We start from the raw sequence: 21,965 nt of genomic DNA, 5'->3' as shown, positions 1-21,965 counted from the left end.
CGCGCCCCCGCCCCTCCCCCGTACAGGAGCCCCTGATGTCCGGAGCCCTCGAACACCCCGCTGTCGTCTCCCGCGTCTCCGATCTGATCGGCCGCACCCCCCTGCTGGAACTCGCCACCACCGAGACCGGCAGCCGCCTGCTGCTGAAGCTGGAGGTGTTCAACCCCACCGGTACCGCGAAGATCCGTATGGCCCGCGCCATGGTCGACGCCGCCGAAGCCTCCGGCGGCCTGCGCGCGGGAGGACGCATCATCGAATCCACCTCCGGCAACACCGGCCTCGGGCTGTCCGTGATCGCCGCCGAACGCGGCTACACCTTCACCGCCGTCGTCGACCACCACGCGGCCGCGGACAAACTGCGCGCCATGAGGGCGCTGGGCGCCGAACTCGTCTACGTCGACGAAGGCGGCGGCGAGGAACTGGCCACCGCCGCCCGGGAGGAACTGGCCGCGGACCTCGCCCGGGGCGAGGAGAACACCGTCTTCACCGAGCAGCACAACAACCCCGCCAACGGCGTCGGCTACTTCCCCGTGGCGCACGAGCTCGCCGCGGCCCTCGACGGCCGCCTCGACGTCCTCGTCGGAGCCGTCGGCACCGGCGGCGCCCTGTGCGGCACCACCCGTGAACTGGCCGGGCTGGTCCCCGACTTCACCGTCGTCGGCGTCGAGCCCGAGGGCTCCATCGCCTTCGGCGGGCCCGCCCACGACTACTACCAGTCCGGCACCGGCACCCCCGAGGGCGCGGAGATCGGCGCTCTGGTGGACTTCGCCCTCATCGACGAAGGCGTCAAGGTCGGCGACATCGAGGCCTTCGCCACCTGCCGCGCCGTCGCCCGTACCGGCCTGCTCATCGGCGGATCGGCGGGCGGTGTCGTCTACGAGGCGCTGACCAGGCTGCCCTCGCTGCCGCCGGGCAGCACCATGGTCGCCCTGATCAACGACGGCGGGGAGAAATACCTGGACACCGTCTTCGACGACGCGTGGATGGCCGAGCGCGGGCTCCTCAGCCCCGAGGCCGAACGCGAAATCGACGAACACCTCACCAAGCTCGGCGGGAAGCGGTAGGCCATGGTGACCGCCCTCCTCCGCGACAGCCGTGCCCTGGGCGCGCTGGCCGTCCCGCTGATCCTCACCCAGCTCGCGCAGGTCGCCCTGACGACCACCGACACCGTGATGATGGGCCTGCTCGGCACCACCGAACTCGCGGCCGGCGGCCTCGCCGTGGTGGTCTTCAACCAGATCCGCACCATGGGCGTCGGCCTGGGAACCGCCGTCGGCAACCAGATCGCCGCCGCGGCCGCGCGGGCCGAACGGGCCGACGGCACGGCCTCGGCGGAGGAGGGCGGTCACGCCGAGGTCCGTGCCCTCGTCCGCGCCAGCCTCGCCGTCGCCACCCTCGCCGGCCTGGTCGGCGCCGTCCTCATGGTCCTCATCGGCCAGGCACTGGTCCTGCTCGGCCAGGACACCTCCGTCGTCGGCCTCACCCAGCGGATGCTCCACGCCCTCGCCCCCGGACTGCTGCCCTGTCTGTGGTTCCAGGCCATCCGCCAGTTCACCGTCGGCATGCGCCGCCCCCAGGCGCTGCTGCGGATCACCCTCGCCTCCGTCGCCGTGAACGCCGCGCTCAACTGGCCCCTCGTCCACGGCAGCTTCGGCCTGCCCCGCCTCGGCCTGACCGGCGTCGGCATCGCCACCTCCCTCGTCCACCTGCTCTCCTGCATCGCCCTCTACCTCGCGGCGAAGAGGGACGGCGAGCTGGCACCCCTGCTCGCCCTGGACGTGCACCGCGCGGACACCCCGACCGTCCGACGTCTGCTGGGCCTCGGCATCCCCGTCGCGGCCACCTACGGTTCCGAGGCCGGGTTCTTCTCGGTCACCGCCCTGCTCGCCGGCTCCTTCGGCCCCGCCGCCCTCGCCGCGCACACCGCCGTCAACCAACTCGTCTACATCGTCTTCCAGGTCGCCATCGGCCTGTCCCACGCCGCGTCCCTCAACGTCAGCCGGGAACTGGCCCTCGGCAACCACGACGGCGCCCGCCGGATCAGGAACACCGCTCTCGCCTGCGCGGGCGTCGTCATGACCGTCGTGGGAGCCGTCTACCTGACCCTGCCGCGCCTCGTCCTGGCACCGTTCCTCGACACCGGCTCCGAGCGGGCCCTCGGCATCGCCACCCACCTGCTGGTCATCACCGCGTTCCTGCAGTTCTTCGACTGCGCGCAGAACATCGGAGTCGGCCTGCTGCGCGGCCTGGACGACACCCGGAGCGGCTTCCGCATCACCCTCATCGGCTACTGGGCCGTCGGACTGCCCGCCGCCTGGCTCTTCGCGTACACCCTGGAACTGGAGACCGCCGGGATCTGGCTCGGGCTGCTCACCGGCCTCGCCGCCACCGCAGTCCTGCTGCTGCGCCGGTACGCGACCGCCCTCGCCACCGCCGCGCCCCGCGAACCGAAACGCGAACCCGCGGCCGGCACGGCGTGATCCCGCGGGCAGCGGACCGGCACAGGTCGACGCAGCTCAGTGCGGATCAGTGCAGCTCACCGCGGATCATTCACCGCGTACCGCGATGGCCGCGTACTCGACGTACTCGTGCAGGCCGTAGGCCAGCGCGAGGGAGCCGAAGGCGAGCGCGGCCACGGTGCTCGCCAGCGCGGCCGCACCCGCGCGCCGGACCGAGCCGCGCGGCGTGGCCGGTTCGGGGCCGAGGAGTGCCTCGACGCGCTGGGGCAGGGGGCCGCTGGTCGCCGACAGCAAGGGGTACGCTCCGCCGCGCGAGCCGCCGTGCCCCGATCCGGCCAGGGCCGCCCGCGCGAGGGCGGCGGCTGTGGCCCGGCGGCTGCCGACGACGGCGGCGGCCGTCTCGTCCGCCCAGCGCTCCAGGTGGAAGGCGAGCGAGGCACGCAGACTCCGCAGGGCCGGATGCACCACCGTGGCGAGGTCGGCGACGGCCGACAGCACATGGTGGCGTCCGGACAGATGAGCCCGCTCATGGGCGAGCAGTACCTCGCGCTCGCCGCCCCTCAGGGTCCGCATCATCCCGGAGGTCACCACCACACGGCCCCGGCGCCCCCGGTATGCCGGAAGCGCGAAGGCGTCCACCTCGGCCCCCTGGACCACCAGCAGATCCCCGTCTCCCGTCCCTTGTTCCGCCAGCAGCCAGGCCCGCCTGAGCAGCGAACGGTGCTGGACCCACCGCCGCAGCACAAGCAGCGACTGGGCGAGGAGCACGGCACCGGCCGCACCGGCCAGGGGCAGCGCGGCGGGCCAGACGTCCACCACGCGGGGCAGGGGTATCCGCTCCAGCGAGGCGAGGAACGGCACATGGAACAAGCCGATCAGGGCGGCGATCGTTCCCCCCGCCAGAAGCACCGTCGCCCCCGTCAGCACCCAGCAGGCCTGACGCGGAGGGAGAATCCCCGCCAGGCGACCGGCGACAGCGGCGCCGCCCCAGGGAAACGCCAGGGCCAGCACGACAAGGACCAGTACGGAGGTCACTCGGAGTCTTCCTCGGCCTCGCGCAGCAGGCGCCGCAGCGTCTCCCCGTCGTCCTCGGACAGCGAGGACACGAACCGCTTCAGCACCAGGTCCCGGCGCGGATCGCTCTCCAGCTCCCGGCGCATCCGCCCGGCGACCAGGCCCGCGGCGTCCTCCACGGGTTCGTAGGCGAACCCGCGTCCCGAGGGAGTACGGCGCAGGGTGCCCTTCTCGTGGAGACGGCTCAGGATCGTCGCCATCGTGGTCCTGGCCAGCCCCTTGTCCAGCGTGGCATTGACCTGCTGCGCCGTCATGGGTTCACCGGCCTGCCACAGCACGGCCAGCACATCCGCGACAAGCTCGCCGTGCTGACGCCTCTCGTCCCGCTTCGCCACCGTCTCCCGTCCTCCCACGCTCCAAGAACCCCACCGGCCGTATACGGCCCGCACCTCGCGACAACCGCGTACGCAAAGGCGCGGGGCGCGGCCGCTGCCGAGGGCTGCCCAATCTACCGTCGCCGCCGAGCCGCCCCCGGGCCGCACACCTCTGGCCGGCGGCCTCGCGGGACGCCCCCTCACCCCAGAAAACTCAACCGCACCTGCCGAGTCGGGTTGTCCTTGTTGGTGTCCACCAGGCAGACCGACTGCCAGGTGCCGAGCTGGAGCCGCCCGCCGAGGACCGGCAGTGTGGCGTGCGGGGGTACGACGGCCGGGAGGACGTGGTCCCGGCCGTGGCCGGGGCTGCCGTGGCGGTGCTGCCAGCGGTTGTCGGCGGGCAGCAGGGTGTGCAGGGCGGTGAGCAGGTCCTCGTCGCTGCCGGCGCCGGTCTCGATGATCGCGATCCCGGCGGTGGCGTGCGGGACGAAGACGTTCAGCAGGCCGTCGCGACCCCGTGCGGAGTCGCCGAGGAACCGTTCGCAGTCCGCGGTGAGGTCGACGACGATCTCGGCGCGGCCGGTGTCCACGGTCAGGACGTGCGAGGCAAAGGTGTCGGGCATGCCTCCATCCTCACCCACGACGGACGCCGCGCACGTAAGCGGCCCCGGGCCGTGGCTGCTCGGCGTGGGCGCACCTGGTCGTCGACGCCGTGCGCACGAGCGGCCCGGGCTCGCTCGGGTCCCCCGCCGGCCCCGGGTGGCCGAGCGAGCGGATCGAGCCGAACGCCGCGTCCCCACAAGCGGAATGCGCCGTCCGGTCCGCGAGACGCCATTGACCGGTCGCGGACATCCTGGCTAGGTTCGCCCGCATGTCGCGTTCAGTCATGCTCACCACGCGCGGTCACATCGACCTGCTGCGGGTGGCCTCCGCCGCTTGTCGCCGCGGCTGCTGACGCCCTTCCCCCGCCTTTCCGCGCCCCTCTGACGAGGGGTCTCCCGCGAGCCGCCGCTGCGGTGGCTCCGCCGCCCCGCGCTGCCCTCGTACCCCGGTGTCCCTGACGCCCGGGGTGCGCGGCCGCGTGTCCGGGGCGCCCTCCCCGTCTGCCCTCCCGTGGAGTCCCACTCATGAGCATCAGTCATGCTCCACCGACCGACATATCACCCAAGACGCCGCCTGGCGCCGAATCAGCCGGGACCGGTTCCGCGGCCGTTCCGGAACTCGAACCGATCGCCGCCTCCTCCTCCCGGCGCACCCGGGTGCCGCGCTGGCTGCGCCGCACCTCCGGTCCCGTGGCCCTGCTCGCGCTCTGGCAAGTCCTCAGCGCCACGGGGGTGTTGACCTCCAGTGTGCTCGCCTCGCCGGGCAGGGTCTCCCAGGTGGCGCGGGATCTCGTCGCCGACGGCACCCTGCCGACCGCGATGGGCGTCTCCCTGCAACGCGTCGCGCTCGGACTGCTCTTCGGCACCCTCATCGGGACCGCGCTGGCGCTGGCCTCCGGTCTGTTCCGCGTCGGGGAGGACCTGGTCGACGCGAGCGTGCAGATGCTGCGGACGGTGCCGTTCGTCGGGCTGATCCCGCTGTTCATCATCTGGTTCGGCATCGGCGAGACCCCGAAGATCGCCGTGATCACGCTCGGCGTGACCTTCCCGCTCTATCTGAACGTCTACGCCGGGATCCGCAGCGTGGACTCCCAACTCATCGAGGCGGGCGAGTCCTTGGGGCTCTCCCGCTGGGGGCTGGTCCGGCATGTGGTGCTGCCCGGGGCGCTGCCGGGGGCGATGACGGGGCTGCGGTACTCGCTGGGCATCGCCTGGCTGGCGCTGGTCTTCGCCGAGCAGATCAACGCCGACTCGGGGCTCGGCTTCGTGATGGTGCAGGCCCGCGACTTCCTGCGGACCGACGTGATCGTGGTCTGCCTCGTCGTCTACGCCTTCCTCGGCCTGATCGCCGACTTCGTCGTCCGTACTCTCGAAAGGCTGCTGCTGCAATGGCGACCGACGTTCACGGGCCGGTGACCACCACCCGCAAGGAGAAGCCCGCCCCGCCGCCCGCCGCGAACGCCTCGGCGGTACGGGTGCAGGGGCTGAGCCGCCGCTTCGACGGGCGCGCGGTCATCGACGGGCTCGAACTCGACGTACGGCCGGGCGAGTTCGTCGCGCTGCTCGGCCGCAGCGGCTGCGGGAAGTCCACCCTGCTGCGCATCCTCGCGGGTCTCGACCGGGAGATCGAGGGGACCGTACTGGTGCCCCGGCGCAAGGCGGTGGCCTTCCAGTCGCCGCGGCTGATGCCGTGGAAGAAGGTCTGGCGCAATGTGCTGCTCGGGCTGCCGGGCAAGCCGGGGCGGCCGGTGGCCGACAAGGCGCTGGACGAGGTGGGCCTCGGACACCGCAGCGACGCCTGGCCCAAGACGCTCTCCGGCGGGGAGGCGCAGCGTGCCTCGCTGGCCCGCGCCCTGGTCCGCGAGCCGGATCTGCTGCTGCTCGACGAGCCCTTCGGGGCGCTGGACGCGCTCACCCGGATCAAGGCCCAGCGCCTGGTGGGCGAGTTGTGGCAGCGGCGCGGCTGCGCGGTGCTGCTCGTCACGCACGACGTCGAGGAGGCGGTACTGCTCGCCGACCGGGTCCTGGTGATGGACGACGGGGTGATCGCGCACGAGGCCCACCTCGACCTGCCGCGCCCCCGGGACATCGCCGACCCGGAGTTCGCCCGGGTACGCGGCGAACTCCTGGAGCGCCTCGGCGTCGAGACCGGCGCCCAGGACACCGGAGCCTGACCGCCCGCCCACGCACTCCCACCCCACCCCACCCCACTCCGCACACCGAACGACCCGAACGGACACCCTCATGCGCCGAACCGCCGCGCCTGCCCTGCTGCTCCCCCTCGCCCTGCTGCTCGCCGCCTGCTCGGGCTCCTCCTCGGCCGGCTCCACGGGTGGCGGCGGAACCGACGGAAAGGGCTCCGTCACGCTCGACGTCGGGGACCAGAAGGGAGGTTCGGAGGCCGTGCTGCGGGCGGCGGGCGAACTGGACGACCTGGACTACAAGATCCGCTGGTCGACCTTCACCTCCGGTCCGCCGCTGCTCGAAGCGGTGAACGCCAAGGCCGTGGACATCGGCGCGGTGGGCAACACCCCGCCGGTCTTCGCGGGCGGCGCGGGCTCCAAGATCAAGGTGGTGGCGGCCACCCACAGCGCCTCCGAGGGCGACACGATCCTGGTCGGCAAGGACTCGCCGCTGAAGAAGGTCACCGACCTCAAGGGCAAGTCGGTGGCGGTGGCGCAGGGTTCCTCGGCGCACTACCAGCTGGTCGCCTCGCTGAAGAGCGCCGGGCTCACCCTGAAGGACGTCGAGGTCAAGTACCTCCAGCCCGCGGACGCCCTGGCCGCCTTCAGCTCCGGCAAGGTCGAGGCCTGGGCGGTGTGGGACCCGTACACCTCGCAGATACTGGAGAGCGAACAGGGCCGGGTGCTCACCACCGGGGAGGGCAAGGTCAACGGGCTCGGCTTCCAGGTCGCGGCGCCCGAGGCCCTCGCGGACAAGAAGAAGTCCAAGGTCATCGGCGACTATGTGCAGCGGCTGCGGCGGGCCCAGGCCTGGGTCGCCGAGCACCCCGAGGAGTGGGCCAAGGTCTGGGCGAAGGACACCGGGCTGCCGTACGAGGTGGCGCTGGCCTCGGTGAAGCGGACCCAGTCGACGGCCCTTCCGGTCGCGGTCGACAAGCAGGCCGTCGCCTCCGAGCAGGAGATCGCGGACACCTTCGCCCGGCTGAAGCTGATCCCGCGCCGGTTCTCCTTCGCCGATCTCGTCGACACCCGCTACAACGGCGAGCTGCCCCCGTCCACCACCGCGCCCCGCGGCACCGAGGAGTCCTGACCATGACGGTTCACCTGCACTGGTTCCTGCCGACCGGCGGCGACGGGCGCACCCTCGTCGACCGGCACGCCTACACCGACGGCGGCATCACCCGCACCGGCCAGCTCAGCGGGGTGCGCGCCCCCGACATCGACTACCTCACCCAGATCGCGAAGGCCGCCGAGCAGGTCGGCTTCGAGGCGGTGCTCACGCCCACCGGGACCTGGTGCGAGGACGCCTGGCTCACCACGGTCGCCCTGGCCCAGCACACCGAGCGGCTGAAGTTCCTCGTCGCCTTCCGGCCGGGGGTGCTCTCGCCCGTACTGGCCGCGCAGATGGCGTCCACGTACCAGCGGATCACCCGCGGGCGGCTGCTGCTCAATGTGGTCACCGGCGGGGACGCCACGGAGCAGAAGCGGTTCGGCGACCATCTCGGCCACGATCACCGGTACGCGCGCACCGACGAGTTCCTGTCCGTCGTGCGCGGGGTGTGGTCGGGGCGGCCCTTCGACTTCCAGGGTGAGCACTACCAGGTCGAGGGCGGGCTGACGGCGCTGCCGCCGGACCCGCTGCCGCAGGTGTTCTTCGGCGGCTCCTCCCCCGCCGCGGGACCGGTCGCCGCCCGGCACACGGATGTCTATCTGACCTGGGGCGAGCCGCCCGCACAGGTGAAGCAGAAGATCGACTGGATCCGTTCGCTGGCCGAGCGGGAGGGCCGCACCGTGCGGTTCGGCATCCGGCTGCACACCATCTCGCGCGATTCCGCCGCCGAGGCCTGGGCCACCGCGAACCGGCTGCTCGACGACCTCGACGCGGACACCGTGGCCGCCGCCCAGGCCGCGCTCGGCAAGAGCGAGTCGGTCGGCCAGCAGCGCATGCTGGCGCTGCACGGGGGCTCGCGGGACAAGCTGGAGATCCATCCGAACCTGTGGGCGGGCGTGGGCCTGGTGCGCGGCGGGGCGGGCACCGCCCTGGTCGGCAGCCATGCCGAGGTGGCCACCCTGATCGAGGAGTACCACGCGCTCGGCGTGGAGCACTTCGTGCTCTCCGGCTATCCGCACCTGGAGGAGGCGTACTGGTTCGGCGAGGGCGTCATCCCGGAGCTGCGGGCGCGGGGGCTGCTCGCGTCGCGGGACGGCGGGGCCGCGGCGGCCGACGCACCGCTGCTCGTCGCGAGCGGACGCTGACCGGCGCGATGGGACGCTGACCGGCGCGGGCGGACCGGTCAGCGCCCGCTCGCGGATCCGTCTCCGCAGGCGGGCCGGTCTCGGCGGGCGGGCCGGTCTCGGCGGGCGGGCCGGCTCGGCGAGCGGACGCCGACCGGCCTCGGGCGGACGCCGATCCCGCGTTCCCGCCGGGGCCGCCCCGCCGGGCGCGCCCCCCTGAGCCCCGGGCCGGGAAGATCCCGGGCGCCCGAGCCGTTGCACGGGCGTGAACGGAACCCTGAGTCAGCAGCCGCCGCAGGAGACGGACGTGGTGGTCGTCGGCGCGGGGCAGGCGGGGCTGTCCAGCGCCTACCACCTGCGCCGCACCGGCTTCACGCCCGGCCCCGGCTTCGTGGTGCTCGACCATGCCCCGGGCCCGGGCGGCGCCTGGCAGTTCCGCTGGCCCTCGCTCACCTTCGACAAGGTGCACGGGCTGCACGCGCTGCCGGGCAGGGAGCTGACCGGGGTGGACCCGCGGCGGCCCGCCGCCGAGGTGGTCGCCGAGTATTTCGCCGCGTACGAGGAGTCCTTCGGGCTGCGGGTGCGGCGCCCGGTGGACGTGCGGGCGGTGCGCGAGGGCGAGGGCGGGCGGCTGCGGGTGGAGTCCCCCGAGGGGAACTGGTCCGCGCGGGCGCTGATCAACGCCACCGGCACCTGGGACCGCCCCTTCTGGCCGCGCTATCCGGGCCAGGAGAGCTTCCGGGGCCGCCAGTTGCACACCGCGCAGTACGCCGGGCCCGAGGAGTTCGCCGGGCTGCGGGTCGTGGTGGTCGGCGGCGGCGCCTCGGGCACCCAGCACCTGATGGAGATCGCCCCGTACGCGGCCGAGACGACCTGGGTGACGCGCAGACCGCCGGTCTTCCGCGAGGGGCCCTTCGACCAGGAGAGCGGCCGGGCCGCCGTCGCCCTGGTCGAGGAGCGCGTCCGGGAGGGACTGCCGCCGGCCAGCGTGGTCTCGGTGACCGGGCTGCCGATGACCGACGCCGTCCGCCGGGCCCGGGCCGAGGGGGTGCTCGACCGGCGGCCGATGTTCGCCCGACTCGTACCGGACGGAGTGGAGTGGGCGGACGGCAGCCGGGTGGCGGCGGACGTCCTGCTGTGGGCGACCGGCTTCCGCGCCGCCCTCGACCATCTCGCGCCGCTGCGGCTGCGCGGGCCCGGCGGGGGCATCGAGATGGCGGGCACCCGCACGGCCGCCGATCCGCGGATCCACCTCGTCGGCTACGGGCCCTCCGCGAGCACCATCGGCGCCAACCGCGCGGGACGGGCCGCGGTGCGCGAGATCCGGCAGCTCCTCGGCCGGGACCTGGCGCGCGCGGCGGGCTGAGGCGGGCTCAGCCCTCGGCTCCGGACCCGCTCTCGCGGGCGGCCTTGCGGTTGCGGTTGAACTCGGCGACATTGCGCCGCTGTTCGCGGTAGTCGGCGGTGAAGCGGGTGTCGCCGTCCTTGACGGTCACGAAGTACAGCCAGTCGCCGGAGGGCGGGTTGAGCGCCGCCGCCATCGCCTGGCTGCCGGGATTGCCGATGGGGGTGGGCGGCAGGCCCATCCGCGCATAGGTGTTGTAGCGGCTCTTGATCCGGGTGTCCCGGTGGGTGGTGTCCAGGACGCTGCGTCCGAGGGCGTAGTTGAGCGTGGAGTCCATCTGGAGCGGCAGCCCGTGGTCGAGCCGGTTGTAGATGACCCGGGCCACCTTCCCCATGTCGGCGGCGCCCGCGGCCTCGGCCTGCACCATGCTCGCGATGGTGACCGTCTGGTAGAGGTTCACCGCGTTGCGCTCCGCCCCGGCCGTCAACCGGTCCCCGCCCAGGCGCTCCTCGGCCGTGTTCACCATGTAGGAGAGCAGCGAGGCCGGGGTGGTGTCCTTGTCGAGCGGGTACGTCGCCGGGAAGAGGTAGCCCTCCGGATTGCCGCCCGCCTCGCTCGGCAGCTTCAGTCGCGCGGTGCGGGCCGCCTTCTTCGTGGTGCCGCTCTCCTCGCCCAGCGCCTTGTCCACTGCCGCGTAGACCTGGCCCGCGCGCCAGCCCTCGACGACCGTCAGGCGCGTGGGGCGCTCCGGCTCCTCGGGCAGCAGCGCGAACACCGCCACCACCGCCGCGGTCACCAGAACTCCCGCGGTCAGCAGGACGAGTCGGCCGCGGCGCGTCAGTCGGAGCGATCCTCGTGACCGGGTCTTGGTCTGCATGCGGGCAAACTAACCCGCACATCGCCGCAATTGGGGCATTTGCCTACGAAGCAGCCTCCAGTTGCTCATCCCGGCGTACGAGTGAGGCGTACCGCCCGTCCAGGGCGAGGAGTTCCTCGTGGCTGCCGACTTCCGCGATACGGCCGCGGTCGAGGACGACGATCTGGTCCGCGCCCCGCACCGTGGACAGCCGGTGCGCGATGGTGAGCGTGGTGCGGTCGGCCGAGAGCGCGTCCACCGCTTCCTGGACGGCCTGTTCGGTACGGGTGTCCAGCGCGCTGGTGGCCTCGTCCAGGATGAGGACGGGCGGGTCCCGCAGGATCGTCCGGGCCAGCGCGAGCCGCTGCTTCTCACCGCCCGAGAAGCGGTGGCCGCGCTCGCCGACGACCGTCTCGTACCCCTGCGGCAGTCCGGCGATGTGCTCGTGGATCTGCGCGGCCCGGGCGGCGGCCACCAGTTCCTCGTCGCTCGCCTCCGGCCGGGCGAAGCGCAGGTTCTCGGCCACCGAGGCGTGGAAGAGGTAGGTCTCCTGGGCGACCACGCCCACCGCCCTGGCCAGGGTGTCGAAGTCCAGCTCGCGGACGTCGGTGCCGTCCAGGGTGACCCGGCCGCCGGTGACGTCGTAGAGCCTCGGGACCAGGTGGCCGAGGGTGGACTTGCCCGATCCGGTGGCGCCGACCACGGCGAGGCTGGAGCCCGCGGGCACCCTCAGGTCGATGTTCTTCAGCAGCGGGGCGCCCGGGTCCCCGTAGGTGAACTCGACGCCCTCGAAGGCGATTTCGCCCTTGATCCGGTCCAGGTGGACGGGGTCCGGGCGCTCGGTGATGTCCAGCGGGAGGTCGAGGTACTCGAAGATGCGCTGGAAGAGGGCGAGCGAGGTCTGGATCTGGACGCCGGTGGAGAGCAGGCTCACCGCGGGCCGGAACATGCCCTGCTGGAGGGAGACGAAGGCGACCAGGGTGCCGAGCGAGAGGCCCGGCCCGCCGAGGGCCAGGGCGATCCCGGCCGTCCAGTAGATCACCGCGGGCATCGCGGCCATGACGACGGTGATGACCGCCATCCGCCAGCGGCCCGCCATATTGGACTTCACCTCCAGGTCGACCAGGCGGTCGGACTCCTCGGCGAAGGCGCGGGTAAGGGAGTCGGACCGGCCCATGGTGCGGCCGAGCAGGATGCCGCTGACCGAGAGCGACTCGGTGACCGTCGCGGCCATGGCGGCCATCTGCTGCTGCCGCTGGGTGGCGATCCGCTTGCGCTCCTTGCCGACCCGCCTGCTGATCGCGACGAAGACCGGCAGCAGGACCAGGGAGACCGCGGTCAGCCGCCAGTCCAGGGCGAGCATCGCCACCAGGGTGGCCACCACGCTGGTGAGGTTGGAGACCAGGGAGGTCGCGGTCGAGGTGACGGTGGCCTGCATACCGCCGATGTCGCTGGCGATGCGGGACTGGACCTCGCCGGTGCGGGTCCGGGTGAAGAAGGCGAGCGACATGCGCTGGAGGCGGTCGTAGACGGCGGTGCGCAGATCGTGCATGACCCGCTGGCCGACGGTGGTGGAGATCAGGGTCTGCAGTACGCCGAAAACGCTCGTGACCAGGGCACTGGCGATCATCCCGAGGGCGAGCAGGCCGAGCAGGCCGGTGCGGCGCTGCGGGATGGCGGTGTCGAGGATCTCCTTCAGCAGGAAGGGGGTGGCCACCGAGACCAGCGAGGCCGCGCAGACCAGCAGGCCGACGAGGGCGAGCCGGCCCCGATAGGGGCGGAAGAGCCGCAGGATGCGGCGGACCTGGCGCGGCTCGGGAGGCAGGGGCGGCTCGGGCGCCGCGGAGGGCGAGGCTTTGCCGGAAGGGGTTTCGGGTTGCATGGGCTCCTGCGGAGAGGACTCGGAACGCGCCGGAGGCGCCGGACTCCGCCCGCACCGGTAAGACCCCGGGAGCCTCCTCGGCGAGGGCAGCATGGAGAGCCTAGCTCATTGTTACCTTCGCTCACAATGAATAAGGTCCTGCTATGGTCCGTCCATGACACCCGGTACGCCGCCCTCGGACCCGCCCCCGGACGACGCACTGCTCGCGGAGCAACTGCTGCGCCTGACCCGCCGGGTGCAGCGCATCCAGAAACGCCAGCTGGCCACCTCCGGCATCGGCATCACCCCGGCCCAGTCGCGGCTGCTGCGCACCCTGGCGCACTGCGACTCCCCGCCGCGGATGGCGGATCTGGCCGCCCGCCTGGAGGTGGTGCCGCGGGCCGTGACCACCCTGGTCGACGGCCTGGAGGAACACGGCATGGTGCGCAGGGCGCCGGACCCCGCCAACCGGCGGGTGATCCGTATCGAGCTGACCGAACAGGGCCTGGCCGCCCTGCGCGAACTGCGCCGGGCCCGGCGCGCGGCGGCCGGGGACATCCTCGCCCCGCTCGACGCGGAGCAGCGCGAACAGCTCGGCAGCCTGCTCACCGCGCTCTTCGAGGGCGACCCCGGACGGCTGACGGAGCGGCATCCGCGGGGCCGGTGACGGCAGGATCGATGACCGCAGAGCCGGTGACGGCGGAATCGGCTCCCGCGGGGCCGGTGTTCGTGGCGCGTGCCCGCCAAGTCGTCTGCCCCGCCCGGTGGTTCAAGCCGCCAGGCGGGCCTTGTCGCCCATCACGACCACCGGGTGCTGCTCCGGGTCGAGGGTGCGCAGCAGATGGCGCATCCCCGACTTGGAGAGGCTGACGCAGGCCGAGGTACCGCTGCCGTGGTCCATGTGCAGCCAGATGCTGCCGCCCTTCGACTGGCCCTCGGGGCGGGTCGGGTCGCCCGGCGAGGTGCCCTTGACGCGGTTGTAGTCGATGGCGATGACGTAGTCGAAGTCGTGCCAGTGCGACTTGGCCCAGTAGTGCGGTGCCTGGAAGGAGGCGGAGGCGGAGTACGGCAGACGGGCGCCGGGGTCCGGGAGCACCCCGCCCGCGTCGCTGAGCGTGAACACGCCGACCGGGCTGCGCTTGTCGCCCTCCCGGTGGGAGTCCGTCCAGCCCTTCTTGCCGTTGTGCGCGGGCCAGCTGCGGGTCTTCTCCCAGGTCCTGCCCTGCTTGGTGAAGAGCACCACGGTCGCCTTCGCGGAGTCGCGCCCCTCCCCGTACACGGCGACCACCTGGCGGCTGGCGCCGGGGATCCTGTTCTGCAGCCTGTCCCCCACACCGGGGATCTTCGTCAACTCCCTCTCGGGCGCCCCGCTCGCGGCGGAACCCCGCGGCCGCGCCTCGCCGCCCTGGGCACCGGTGTCCTCGCCGCTGCCGCAGGCGGTCACCGCGAGACTCAGGATCCCGCAGCTCAGGCCGAGGGCAAGTCCTCGTATCGCGCTCGCATTCCGCATGCGCCCCATCGTCGCACCACCCTCCTGACCCGCCGTACGGATCCCGCCCCGGCGCCCGGTACCCGGCCGAATCTTTGCCGCGCCGCGGAAAACCGTTTGCCCGGGGTGACCACGCCCAGGGAACCTTTCACGGTTCCCGGGCCCCTCGTGGGCGTACCTCGCCCTGCCCGGCCGCTCCCCCTTCCGTGCCGCCCGCGCCCCGTCCGCCGTCCGCCGACCACCCGGTCGCGCCCCGGCTCCCGCCTCCCCCACTTCTCCGAGTCATGGGACCTCATGAACATCCAGGACCTGCCCTTCGCCGACCCCGGTACTCCGGACGCACGCTCGGGGCCGCGCTTCCTGCTGTGGCTCGGACGGCAGCAGCTCGGCGGCCAGTTCGCGGCCCTGGGCTGGGGGCTGCTGCACTTCCTCTCCATCGCGGCCCTGTCCTACGGGACCGGCTACGCGGTCGAGGCCGTCCTCGACGGCTCCGGCGCCCGGCTCGCCCTCGCCGGGTGCCTGCTCTTCCTCTTCGGCGGGGCCATCGCGCTCGGCGACACGATGCTGCACCGCAGGGCCGTCACCAACTGGATCACCACCGCCGCCCGCGTCCAGCAGCTCCTCGCCCGCAAGACGGCGCTGCTCGGCTCCGCGCTGACCCGGCGGGTCGCCGCCGGGGAGGTGGTCGCGGTCTCCACCGGGGACGTCGAGAAGATCGGCTGGTTCGTCGAAGCGCTCTCCCGCTTCAGCGCCGCCGCCCTCACGGTCCTCACCGTCTGCGTGGCCCTGGTGGTCTGGGTACCCTCCCTCGGCTGGATCGTCGCCCTGGGCATCCCGGTGGTCGCGCTCGCCGTGCTCCCGCTCCTTCCCAGGGCCACCCGACGCGCCGACGTCCAGCGGGAGAAGGCCGGATACGCCACCGAGCTGGCCTCCGACACCGTCGCCGGACTCCGGGTCCTCCGCGGCATCGGCGGCGAGGAACTCTTCCTCGACCGGTACCGCGGCGCCTCCCAGGAGGTGCGCGGAGCCGCCGTGCGCAGCGCGCGGATGTGGTCGCTGATCGCCGCCGCCCAGGTGCTCCTGCCGGGGCTGCTGCTGATCGCCGTGGTCTGGCAGGGCGTCCACCTGGCCCGGCAGGGGCGGATCTCGGTCGGCGAACTGGTCGGCGTGTACAGCGCGGTGACGCTGCTCAACTTCCCGCTGCGCCACTTCGAGGAGATCGCCATGGCGTACTCCTTCTCCCGGCCCTCCGCCAAGCGGGCCGCCCGGGTCCTCGCGCTCACCCGCGACACGGACCCGGGCGGGCTCCGTCCCGACGCCCTCCCCCGTGGCGATCTGTACGACCCGGTCAGCGGTCTCCTCGCCCGGCAGGGCCGGCTGACCGCCGTGGTCTGCGGGGACCCGGACGCCGCCGGGAGGCTGGCGGACCGGCTCGGCGGCCACGCCGCCCGGGACGCCGGGAGCACTCCCTCCGTCCTGCTCGGCTCCGTACCGCTGGACGATCTCTCACTGGAGACCGCCCGCACCCTGGTGCTCGTCCAGGACAAGGACCCGGTCCTCCTCTCGGGGACACTGCGCGAGGTACTCGCGGTGCCCGCCTCCGGGACGGTCGGTACGGCCGAGGCGCTGGCGGCGGCGGAGTGCGCGGACGTACTCGACGCCCTGGCCCAGCAGTCCGCCGACGGCGCTGAGCCGATGGCGGCGCACCTCACCGAGCGCGGCCGGTCCCTCTCCGGCGGCCAGCGCCAGCGGCTCGCCCTGGCCCGCTCGCTGTTCACCGATCCCGAGGTGCTCGTCCTGGACGAGCCGACCTCCGCGGTCGACTCGCACACCGAGGCCAGGATCGCCGAGGGGCTGCGCGCGCTCCGGTCCGGCCGGACCACGGTGGTGTTCACCTCCTCGCCGCTGCTCCTCGACCGCGCGGACGAGGTCGTCCTGGTGCACGCGGGCAAGGTGACCGCCACGGGCAGCCACCGCGCCCTCCTGCACCAGGACTCCCGGTACCGCGCCGTGGTGACGCGCGGCCCCGAGGACCCCACGGGACCCGGCGACGACACACGGGCACCCGGCACCCCGCCCACCCCGCGCACCAGCACCAGCACCAGCACCAGCACCAGCACCAGCACCAGCACCACCGTGACCGCGCCGGGCGAGGCGGCCCGCGAAGAACTGGAGGAACCCGCATGATCGGCGTGGCACGACCGGAGTACGACCCGGACGGGCCGCTCACCGCGCACACCCTGCCGGTCGGCGAGCCCGCGACGGTACGCCGCTATGTGCGCGGGCTCGTCCACCGCCACCGGCGGGCCTTCCTGCTCCTCATCGGGACGAACGCCCTCGCGGTCCTCGCCTCCATGGTCGGGCCCTACCTCCTCGGCTCGGTGGTGCAGGCGCTGTCCGAGGAAGGCGCCTCGGCACAGCTCCACCTGGGCCGCACCACCGCCGTGTTCGCCCTCGCGGTCGCCCTCCAGGCGTACTTCGTCCGCGAGGTCCGGCTGCGCGGCGCGATGCTCGGCGAACGCATGCTGGCGGACCTGCGCGAGGACTTCCTCGTACGGTCCGTGGCACTGCCGCCGGGCGTCCTGGAGCGCGCGGGTACGGGCGACCTCCTCTCGCGGATCACCACCGACGTGGACCGGCTCGCCAACGCGATGCGGGAGGCGGTCCCCCAGCTGACCATCGGCATCGTCTGGGCGGGGCTGCTGATCGCGGGGCTCGGGATCACCGCGCCCCCGCTCGCCCCGGTGCTGCTGATCGCCGTGCCGCTGCTCGTCGCGGGCTGCCGCTGGTACTTCCGGCGGGCCCCCTCCGCGTACCGCTCGGAGGCGGCGGGCTACGCGGCCGTGGCCTCGGTGCTCGCCGAGACCGTGCAGGCCGGGCGCACCGTCGAGTCCCACCGGCTCGGCCCTGAGCGGATCGCCCTCTCGGACCGCAGAATCCGCGAATGGACCGCGTGGGAGCGGTACACCATGTGGCTGCGGACGGTGCTCTTCCCCGTCATCAACCTGACGCACACGACCGTGCTCGCCTCGGTGCTCCTGGTGGGCGGCGCCTTCGTCCTCCAGGGCTGGATCGGCGTCGGGCAGCTGACCGCGGCGGCGCTGATCGCGCAGATGCTCGTGGAACCGGTGGGTCTCATCCTGCGCTGGTACGACGAACTCCAGGTCGCCCAGGTCTCCTTGGCGCGGCTGGTCGGGGTGCACGACATCGAGACGTCGGGCGGCAGCAGCACCGAGGAACCGCGGGGCCGCCGGATGGACGCGGCGGACGTCCACTTCGGCTACCGGCCCGGCGTGGACGTGCTGCGCGAGATCACCCTGCGCCTCGAACCGGGCACCCGGCTCGCCCTGGTCGGCCCCTCGGGGGCGGGCAAGTCCACCCTGGGGCGGCTGCTCGCCGGGATCTACGGACCGCGCAGGGGCAGCGTCGCGCTCGGCGGCGCCGAACTCTCGCAGATGCCGGCGGAGAAGGTCCGCACCCATGTGGCGCTGGTGAACCAGGAGCACCATGTGTTCACCGGCACGCTGCGGGACAACCTCCGGCTCGCCCAGGCGGACGCCGGTGACGAGGCGCTGTGGGAGGCCCTGGAGGCGGTGGACGCCGCGCACTGGGCGCGGGCCGCCGGGGACGGACTGGACACGGAGGTCGGCACGGACGGGCTCCCGCTGACCCCGGCGCAGGCCCAGCAGGTGGCCCTCGCCCGTCTCGTCCTGGCCGACCCGCACACCCTCGTCCTGGACGAGGCCACCTCGCTGCTCGACCCCAGGGCGGCCCGCCATCTGGAACGCTCGCTCGCCCGCGTACTGGAGGGCCGCACCGTGGTCGCCATCGCGCACCGGCTGCACACCGCCCATGACGCGGACGTGATCGCGGTCGTGGAGCACGGCAGGATCACCGAGTACGGCAGTCACGCGCAACTGGTGGCGGCCGAGGGCGCCTACGCGGCGCTGTGGCGCTCCTGGCACGGCTGATCCGGCCGGGGCCGGGGCGCCCGCCGGAGGGTGCCCCGGCCAGCGCCGGCCGCTCAGCCGAGGAAGCCGACGGCTCCCAGCGCGCTCGCCGCCCCGATCAGCATGAAGGCGGGCATCAGGACCTTCAGCTCGATCCAGCTGCCGGCCCGGAACCGCATGAAGCGGGGCGGCCCCACCGGGTACCAGCGCTTGCGCGCCACCGGGATCGGCCACAGGACCGGGCAGCCCGAGACGGTCAGGGCGTCGCCGATGTCGTGGACCAGGGCACCGAGCACGATCGGCAGTCCCAGCCAGAGGTACTCCTGGCCGGGTTCGGTGAACAGCCAGCCTGCGCCGTTGCCCGGCTGGTTCAGCACGTCCGCGAGTATCCAGGAGCCCGCCGCGGCCAGCAGCCAGACCAGTACATCGCTGCTGGTGCCGCGGGCCGCCCGCCAGAGCAGTCCCTCGATGGCGAGCACCAGATGGACGAAGAGGGTCCCGAGGACCGCCCAGCGGCCGCCCGTGGCCGCGAGCACGGAGAAGCCCACGCCGAGGAACACCGCCCACACCCAGGTGTGCGTCAGAGTGCGGTGGCCGCCCGAGCGCCGCGGGTCGCCCGGCTTGCGGGTCGAGCGGTAGACGGCGGCCGAGAGCTTGTCGACTATCCCGCACAGCACCTTGGACAGGGGGCCGAAGGCGGTGGAGATGGTGGCGGCCTTGTGGTCCAGATCCGGCGCGAGCGCGGCGCCCGCGCAGATCAGCGCTCCCACCAGGAGGACCGGCCAGGGCATCGCATGCCCGGTGGCATCGGCGGCCGCGCCGACCCCAAGCCAGGCCGCGGCCCCGGACAGCGAGTGTGCCGGTCCCATCATGGTTGTATCCCGCCCCAATCTGCGTGCGCCCAGGCCCCGTTGTCCCCGCGCTCTGACGCCGTGTCGGCGGCTCAGCGTAACGTCCGTGATCTTCGTACGCGCGTCCGATTCCATGATCGTGGCGGAGTCCAGGCAAGATGGTGACGTGACCCTCATCGATCAGCTCCCCAAGACCGCCGATCCCGACGCCCTCTACGAAGCCTTCGAATCGTGGACCGGGGAGCGCGGGCTGACCCTCTATCCCCACCAGGAAGAGGCGCTGATCGAGGTCGTCTCGGGGGCGAACGTGATCGTCTCCACGCCGACCGGCTCCGGCAAGAGCATGATCGCCGCGGCGGCGCACTTCGCGGCTCTCGCCCGCGACGAGGTCACCTTCTACACCGCGCCCATCAAGGCCCTGGTCTCGGAGAAGTTCTTCGAGCTGTGCAAGATCTTCGGCACCGAGAACGTCGGCATGCTCACCGGGGACGCCTCGGTGAACTCCGACGCCCCGGTGATCTGCTGCACCGCGGAGGTCCTCGCCTCGATCGCCCTGCGCGACGGCAGGCGGGCCGATGTGGGGCAGGTGGTGATGGACGAGTTCCACTTCTACGCGGAGGGCGACCGGGGCTGGGCCTGGCAGATCCCGCTCCTGGAACTGCCCCAGGCCCAGTTCGTGCTGATGTCGGCCACCCTCGGCGATGTCTCGATGTTCGAGAAGGACCTCACCCGCCGCACCGGGCGCCCGACCGCCGTGGTCCGCTCCGCGACCCGTCCGGTGCCGCTGTCCTACGAGTACCGCTTCACCCCGCTCACCGAGACGCTCACCGAGCTGCTCACCACCAAGCAGGCGCCGGTCTACATCGTGCACTTCACCCAGGCGCAGGCGGTGGAGCGGGCCCAGGCCCTGATGAGCATCAATATGTGCACCCGCGAGGAGAAGGACCAGATCGCCGAGCTGATCGGCAACTTCCGCTTCACCACCAAGTTCGGCCGCAACCTCTCCCGTTACGTACGGCACGGCATCGGTGTGCACCACGCCGGAATGCTGCCCAAGTACCGGCGGCTGGTGGAGAAGCTCGCCCAGGCCGGTCTGCTGAAGGTCATCTGCGGCACCGACACCCTCGGCGTGGGCGTCAACGTCCCCATCCGCACGGTGATGTTCACGGCGCTGACCAAGTACGACGGGAACCGGGTGCGGGTGCTCAGGGCCCGTGAGTTCCACCAGATCGCCGGGCGCGCGGGGCGGGCCGGCTTCGACACGGCGGGCTTTGTCGTCGCGCAGGCACCCGAGCACGTCATCGAGAACGAGAAGGCGCTGGCCAAGGCGGGCGAGGACCCGAAGAAGCGGCGCAAGGTGGTCCGCAAGAAGGCCCCGGAGGGCTTCGTCAGCTGGAGCGAGACCACCTTCGACAAGCTCATCACCTCCGAACCCGAGCCGCTGAGCAGCCGCTTCCGGGTCACGCACACCATGCTGCTCGCGGTGATCGCCCGCCCGGGCAACGCCTTCGAGGCCATGCGGCACCTCCTGGAGGACAACCACGAGCCGCGCAAGCAGCAGCTGCGGCACATCCGCCGCGCGATCGCGATCTACCGCTCGCTGCTCGACGGCGGCATCGTGGAGAAGCTGGACGAGCCCGACGCCGAGGGCCGCATCGTCCGCCTGACGGTCGACCTCCAGCAGGACTTCGCCCTCAACCAGCCGCTGTCCACCTTCGCCCTGGCCGCCTTCGACCTCCTGGACAAGGAGTCCCCCTCCTACGCCCTGGACATGGTCTCGGTGGTGGAGTCCACCCTCGACGATCCGCGCCAGATCCTGGCCGCCCAGCAGAACAAGGCGCGCGGCGAGGCGGTCGCGGCGATGAAGGCCGACGGCATCGAGTACGACGAGCGGATGGACCGGCTCCAGGAGGTGACGTACCCGAAGCCGCTGGAGGAACTGCTCCTGCACGCCTACGGCACCTACCGGCAGAGCCACCCCTGGGTCGGCGACCACCCGCTGTCCCCGAAGTCGGTGATCCGGGACATGTACGAACGGGCGCTGACCTTCACCGAGTTCGTCTCCTTCTACGAACTCGCCCGCACCGAGGGCATCGTGCTCCGCTACCTCGCCAGCGCGTACAAGGCGCTGGACCACACGGTGCCCGACGACCTCAAGTCCGAGGACCTGGAGGATCTCATCGCCTGGCTGGGCGAGATGGTCCGGCAGGTGGACTCCAGCCTGCTCGACGAGTGGGAGCAGCTGGCCAACCCCGAGGTGATGACGGCGGAGGAGGCCCAGGAGAAGGCCGACCAGGTCAAGCCGGTCACCTCGAACGCGCGCGCCTTCCGCGTCCTGGTCCGCAACGCCATGTTCCGCAGGGTCGAGCTCGCCGCCCTCGACCAGGTCACCGAACTCGGCGAACTCGACGGGGACTTTGGCTGGGACGCGGATGCCTGGGGTGAGGCGATGGACGCCTACTGGGACGAGTACGAGGACCTGGGCACCGGCCCCGACGCCCGCGGCCCGAAGCTGCTGCGGATCGAGGAGGTCCCCGAGGAGGCGCTCTGGCGGGTCCGGCAGACCTTCGCGGACCCCGAGGGCGACCACGACTGGGGCATCAGCGCGGAGGTGGACCTGACGGCCTCCGACACCGAGGGCCGCGCGGTCATCCGGGTCACGGACGTGGGCCAGCTCTGAGCCCGGGGCCCCTCGCAGACCCCGGGGGCCGTACCGCGCGGGCGGCGGGCCCTGCCCCACCGGCGA

19 protein-coding genes are annotated in these 21,965 nt (G+C 72.8%); 12 read left to right on the top strand and 7 right to left on the bottom strand.

What is annotated here, in order from left to right; translation table 11 throughout:
* Positions 1-35 precede the first annotated feature (35 nt).
* Entirely contained in the window at positions 36-1,064 is a 1,029-nt protein-coding gene (locus HFV08_RS11820) for a cysteine synthase family protein (RefSeq protein WP_168538611.1), read from the top strand.
* 3 nt (positions 1,065-1,067) lie between these two features.
* Positions 1,068-2,480, top strand: coding sequence for an MATE family efflux transporter (locus HFV08_RS11815; RefSeq protein WP_168538609.1), 1,413 nt, complete (start codon positions 1,068-1,070; stop codon positions 2,478-2,480).
* A gap of 66 nt (positions 2,481-2,546) precedes the next feature.
* Here the strand turns inward: HFV08_RS11815 and HFV08_RS11810 are convergent, their stop codons facing one another.
* From HFV08_RS11810 to HFV08_RS11800, 3 genes are all read right to left on the bottom strand, one after another.
* Positions 2,547-3,494 (bottom strand): M56 family metallopeptidase, encoded by a 948-nt coding sequence (locus HFV08_RS11810; RefSeq protein WP_168538607.1) that lies wholly within the window; start codon positions 3,492-3,494, stop codon positions 2,547-2,549.
* A complete protein-coding gene (locus HFV08_RS11805) occupies positions 3,491-3,868 on the bottom strand; it encodes a BlaI/MecI/CopY family transcriptional regulator (RefSeq protein WP_168538605.1) in 378 nt (125 codons plus the stop codon). The genes HFV08_RS11810 and HFV08_RS11805 overlap by 4 nt, the downstream gene beginning before the upstream one ends.
* A gap of 179 nt (positions 3,869-4,047) precedes the next feature.
* Entirely contained in the window at positions 4,048-4,470 is a 423-nt protein-coding gene (locus HFV08_RS11800) for a secondary thiamine-phosphate synthase enzyme YjbQ (protein WP_168538603.1), read from the bottom strand.
* A gap of 248 nt (positions 4,471-4,718) precedes the next feature.
* On the opposite strand from HFV08_RS11800, the gene HFV08_RS32515 reads away from it, so the two are divergent.
* The 6 genes from HFV08_RS32515 to HFV08_RS11775 all read left to right on the top strand — a co-directional run bounded on the left by HFV08_RS32515 (position 4,719) and on the right by HFV08_RS11775 (position 10,233).
* On the top strand, positions 4,719-4,802 hold the full coding sequence (locus HFV08_RS32515) for a putative leader peptide (protein WP_359709980.1): 84 nt from the start codon (positions 4,719-4,721) through the stop codon (positions 4,800-4,802).
* A gap of 172 nt (positions 4,803-4,974) precedes the next feature.
* On the top strand, positions 4,975-5,865 hold the full coding sequence (locus tag HFV08_RS11795; RefSeq protein WP_168538601.1) for an ABC transporter permease: 891 nt from the start codon (positions 4,975-4,977) through the stop codon (positions 5,863-5,865).
* The gene (locus HFV08_RS11790; RefSeq protein ID WP_168538599.1) at positions 5,838-6,623 is read left to right on the top strand and encodes an ABC transporter ATP-binding protein; all 786 of its coding nucleotides are present in this window, start codon (positions 5,838-5,840) and stop codon (positions 6,621-6,623) included. The genes HFV08_RS11795 and HFV08_RS11790 overlap by 28 nt, the downstream gene beginning before the upstream one ends.
* Before the next feature lie 70 nt (positions 6,624-6,693).
* Positions 6,694-7,722, top strand: coding sequence for an ABC transporter substrate-binding protein (locus HFV08_RS11785; protein WP_168538597.1), 1,029 nt, complete (start codon positions 6,694-6,696; stop codon positions 7,720-7,722).
* A 2-nt stretch (positions 7,723-7,724) separates the two neighbouring features.
* Positions 7,725-8,888, top strand: coding sequence for an LLM class flavin-dependent oxidoreductase (locus HFV08_RS11780; RefSeq protein ID WP_168538596.1), 1,164 nt, complete (start codon positions 7,725-7,727; stop codon positions 8,886-8,888).
* 244 nt (positions 8,889-9,132) lie between these two features.
* Complete coding sequence (locus HFV08_RS11775; protein ID WP_312885536.1) at positions 9,133-10,233, top strand: NAD(P)-binding domain-containing protein; 1,101 nt, start codon at positions 9,133-9,135, stop codon at positions 10,231-10,233.
* A gap of 7 nt (positions 10,234-10,240) precedes the next feature.
* On the opposite strand, the gene mltG is transcribed toward HFV08_RS11775, so the two are convergent.
* Positions 10,241-11,089, bottom strand: coding sequence for an endolytic transglycosylase MltG (mltG, locus tag HFV08_RS11770; RefSeq protein WP_168538595.1), 849 nt, complete (start codon positions 11,087-11,089; stop codon positions 10,241-10,243).
* 43 nt (positions 11,090-11,132) lie between these two features.
* Positions 11,133-12,950 (bottom strand): ABC transporter ATP-binding protein, encoded by a 1,818-nt coding sequence (locus HFV08_RS11765; RefSeq protein WP_168538593.1) that lies wholly within the window; start codon positions 12,948-12,950, stop codon positions 11,133-11,135.
* A 154-nt stretch (positions 12,951-13,104) separates the two neighbouring features.
* Between HFV08_RS11765 and HFV08_RS11760 the strand changes: the two genes are divergently transcribed.
* On the top strand, positions 13,105-13,596 hold the full coding sequence (locus HFV08_RS11760) for a MarR family winged helix-turn-helix transcriptional regulator (RefSeq protein ID WP_168538591.1): 492 nt from the start codon (positions 13,105-13,107) through the stop codon (positions 13,594-13,596).
* 102 nt (positions 13,597-13,698) lie between these two features.
* On the opposite strand, the gene HFV08_RS11755 is transcribed toward HFV08_RS11760, so the two are convergent.
* Positions 13,699-14,448, bottom strand: coding sequence for a L,D-transpeptidase family protein (locus HFV08_RS11755; RefSeq protein WP_376770604.1), 750 nt, complete (start codon positions 14,446-14,448; stop codon positions 13,699-13,701).
* A 264-nt stretch (positions 14,449-14,712) separates the two neighbouring features.
* Between HFV08_RS11755 and HFV08_RS11750 the strand changes: the two genes are divergently transcribed.
* Together HFV08_RS11750 and HFV08_RS11745 are read left to right on the top strand one after the other, a co-directional pair.
* On the top strand, positions 14,713-16,605 hold the full coding sequence (locus tag HFV08_RS11750; RefSeq protein ID WP_168538589.1) for an ABC transporter transmembrane domain-containing protein: 1,893 nt from the start codon (positions 14,713-14,715) through the stop codon (positions 16,603-16,605).
* Positions 16,602-18,389, top strand: a complete 1,788-nt coding sequence (locus HFV08_RS11745) for an ABC transporter ATP-binding protein (RefSeq protein ID WP_168538587.1) — start codon at positions 16,602-16,604, stop codon at positions 18,387-18,389. The genes HFV08_RS11750 and HFV08_RS11745 overlap by 4 nt, the downstream gene beginning before the upstream one ends.
* A gap of 53 nt (positions 18,390-18,442) precedes the next feature.
* Here the strand turns inward: HFV08_RS11745 and HFV08_RS11740 are convergent, their stop codons facing one another.
* Positions 18,443-19,240: a metal-dependent hydrolase gene (locus HFV08_RS11740; protein ID WP_168538585.1), complete on the bottom strand. Its 798-nt coding sequence runs from the start codon at positions 19,238-19,240 to the stop codon at positions 18,443-18,445.
* A 112-nt stretch (positions 19,241-19,352) separates the two neighbouring features.
* Here HFV08_RS11740 and HFV08_RS11735 point away from each other — a divergent pair, with 112 nt between their 5' ends.
* Complete coding sequence (locus tag HFV08_RS11735; RefSeq protein ID WP_168539080.1) at positions 19,353-21,899, top strand: DEAD/DEAH box helicase; 2,547 nt, start codon at positions 19,353-19,355, stop codon at positions 21,897-21,899.
* Positions 21,900-21,965 lie beyond the last annotated feature (66 nt).

The organism is Streptomyces physcomitrii, assembly GCF_012273655.1.
Lineage (GTDB): Bacteria > Actinomycetota > Actinomycetes > Streptomycetales > Streptomycetaceae > Streptomyces > Streptomyces physcomitrii.
The sequence above is the reverse complement of the archived record's forward strand: the minus strand, read 5'-3'. Positions and strand labels throughout refer to the sequence as shown.

Excerpts from the sequence above, each read along its gene's own strand:
- HFV08_RS11820 (WP_168538611.1), top strand. The coding sequence starts at position 36 with ATGTCCGGAGCCCTCGAACACCCCGCTGTCGTCTCCCGCGTCTCCGAT.
- HFV08_RS11815 (WP_168538609.1), top strand. The coding sequence starts at position 1,068 with ATGGTGACCGCCCTCCTCCGCGACAGCCGTGCCCTGGGCGCGCTGGCC.
- HFV08_RS11800 (WP_168538603.1), bottom strand. The coding sequence starts at position 4,470 with ATGCCCGACACCTTTGCCTCGCACGTCCTGACCGTGGACACCGGCCGC.
- HFV08_RS32515 (WP_359709980.1), top strand. The coding sequence starts at position 4,719 with ATGTCGCGTTCAGTCATGCTCACCACGCGCGGTCACATCGACCTGCTG.
- HFV08_RS11795 (WP_168538601.1), top strand. The coding sequence starts at position 4,975 with ATGAGCATCAGTCATGCTCCACCGACCGACATATCACCCAAGACGCCG.
- HFV08_RS11790 (WP_168538599.1), top strand. The coding sequence starts at position 5,838 with ATGGCGACCGACGTTCACGGGCCGGTGACCACCACCCGCAAGGAGAAG.
- HFV08_RS11785 (WP_168538597.1), top strand. The coding sequence starts at position 6,694 with ATGCGCCGAACCGCCGCGCCTGCCCTGCTGCTCCCCCTCGCCCTGCTG.
- HFV08_RS11780 (WP_168538596.1), top strand. The coding sequence starts at position 7,725 with ATGACGGTTCACCTGCACTGGTTCCTGCCGACCGGCGGCGACGGGCGC.
- mltG (WP_168538595.1), bottom strand. The coding sequence starts at position 11,089 with ATGCAGACCAAGACCCGGTCACGAGGATCGCTCCGACTGACGCGCCGC.
- HFV08_RS11765 (WP_168538593.1), bottom strand. The coding sequence starts at position 12,950 with ATGCAACCCGAAACCCCTTCCGGCAAAGCCTCGCCCTCCGCGGCGCCC.
- HFV08_RS11760 (WP_168538591.1), top strand. The coding sequence starts at position 13,105 with ATGACACCCGGTACGCCGCCCTCGGACCCGCCCCCGGACGACGCACTG.
- HFV08_RS11755 (WP_376770604.1), bottom strand. The coding sequence starts at position 14,448 with ATGGGGCGCATGCGGAATGCGAGCGCGATACGAGGACTTGCCCTCGGC.
- HFV08_RS11750 (WP_168538589.1), top strand. The coding sequence starts at position 14,713 with ATGAACATCCAGGACCTGCCCTTCGCCGACCCCGGTACTCCGGACGCA.
- HFV08_RS11745 (WP_168538587.1), top strand. The coding sequence starts at position 16,602 with ATGATCGGCGTGGCACGACCGGAGTACGACCCGGACGGGCCGCTCACC.
- HFV08_RS11740 (WP_168538585.1), bottom strand. The coding sequence starts at position 19,240 with ATGATGGGACCGGCACACTCGCTGTCCGGGGCCGCGGCCTGGCTTGGG.
- HFV08_RS11735 (WP_168539080.1), top strand. The coding sequence starts at position 19,353 with ATGATCGTGGCGGAGTCCAGGCAAGATGGTGACGTGACCCTCATCGAT.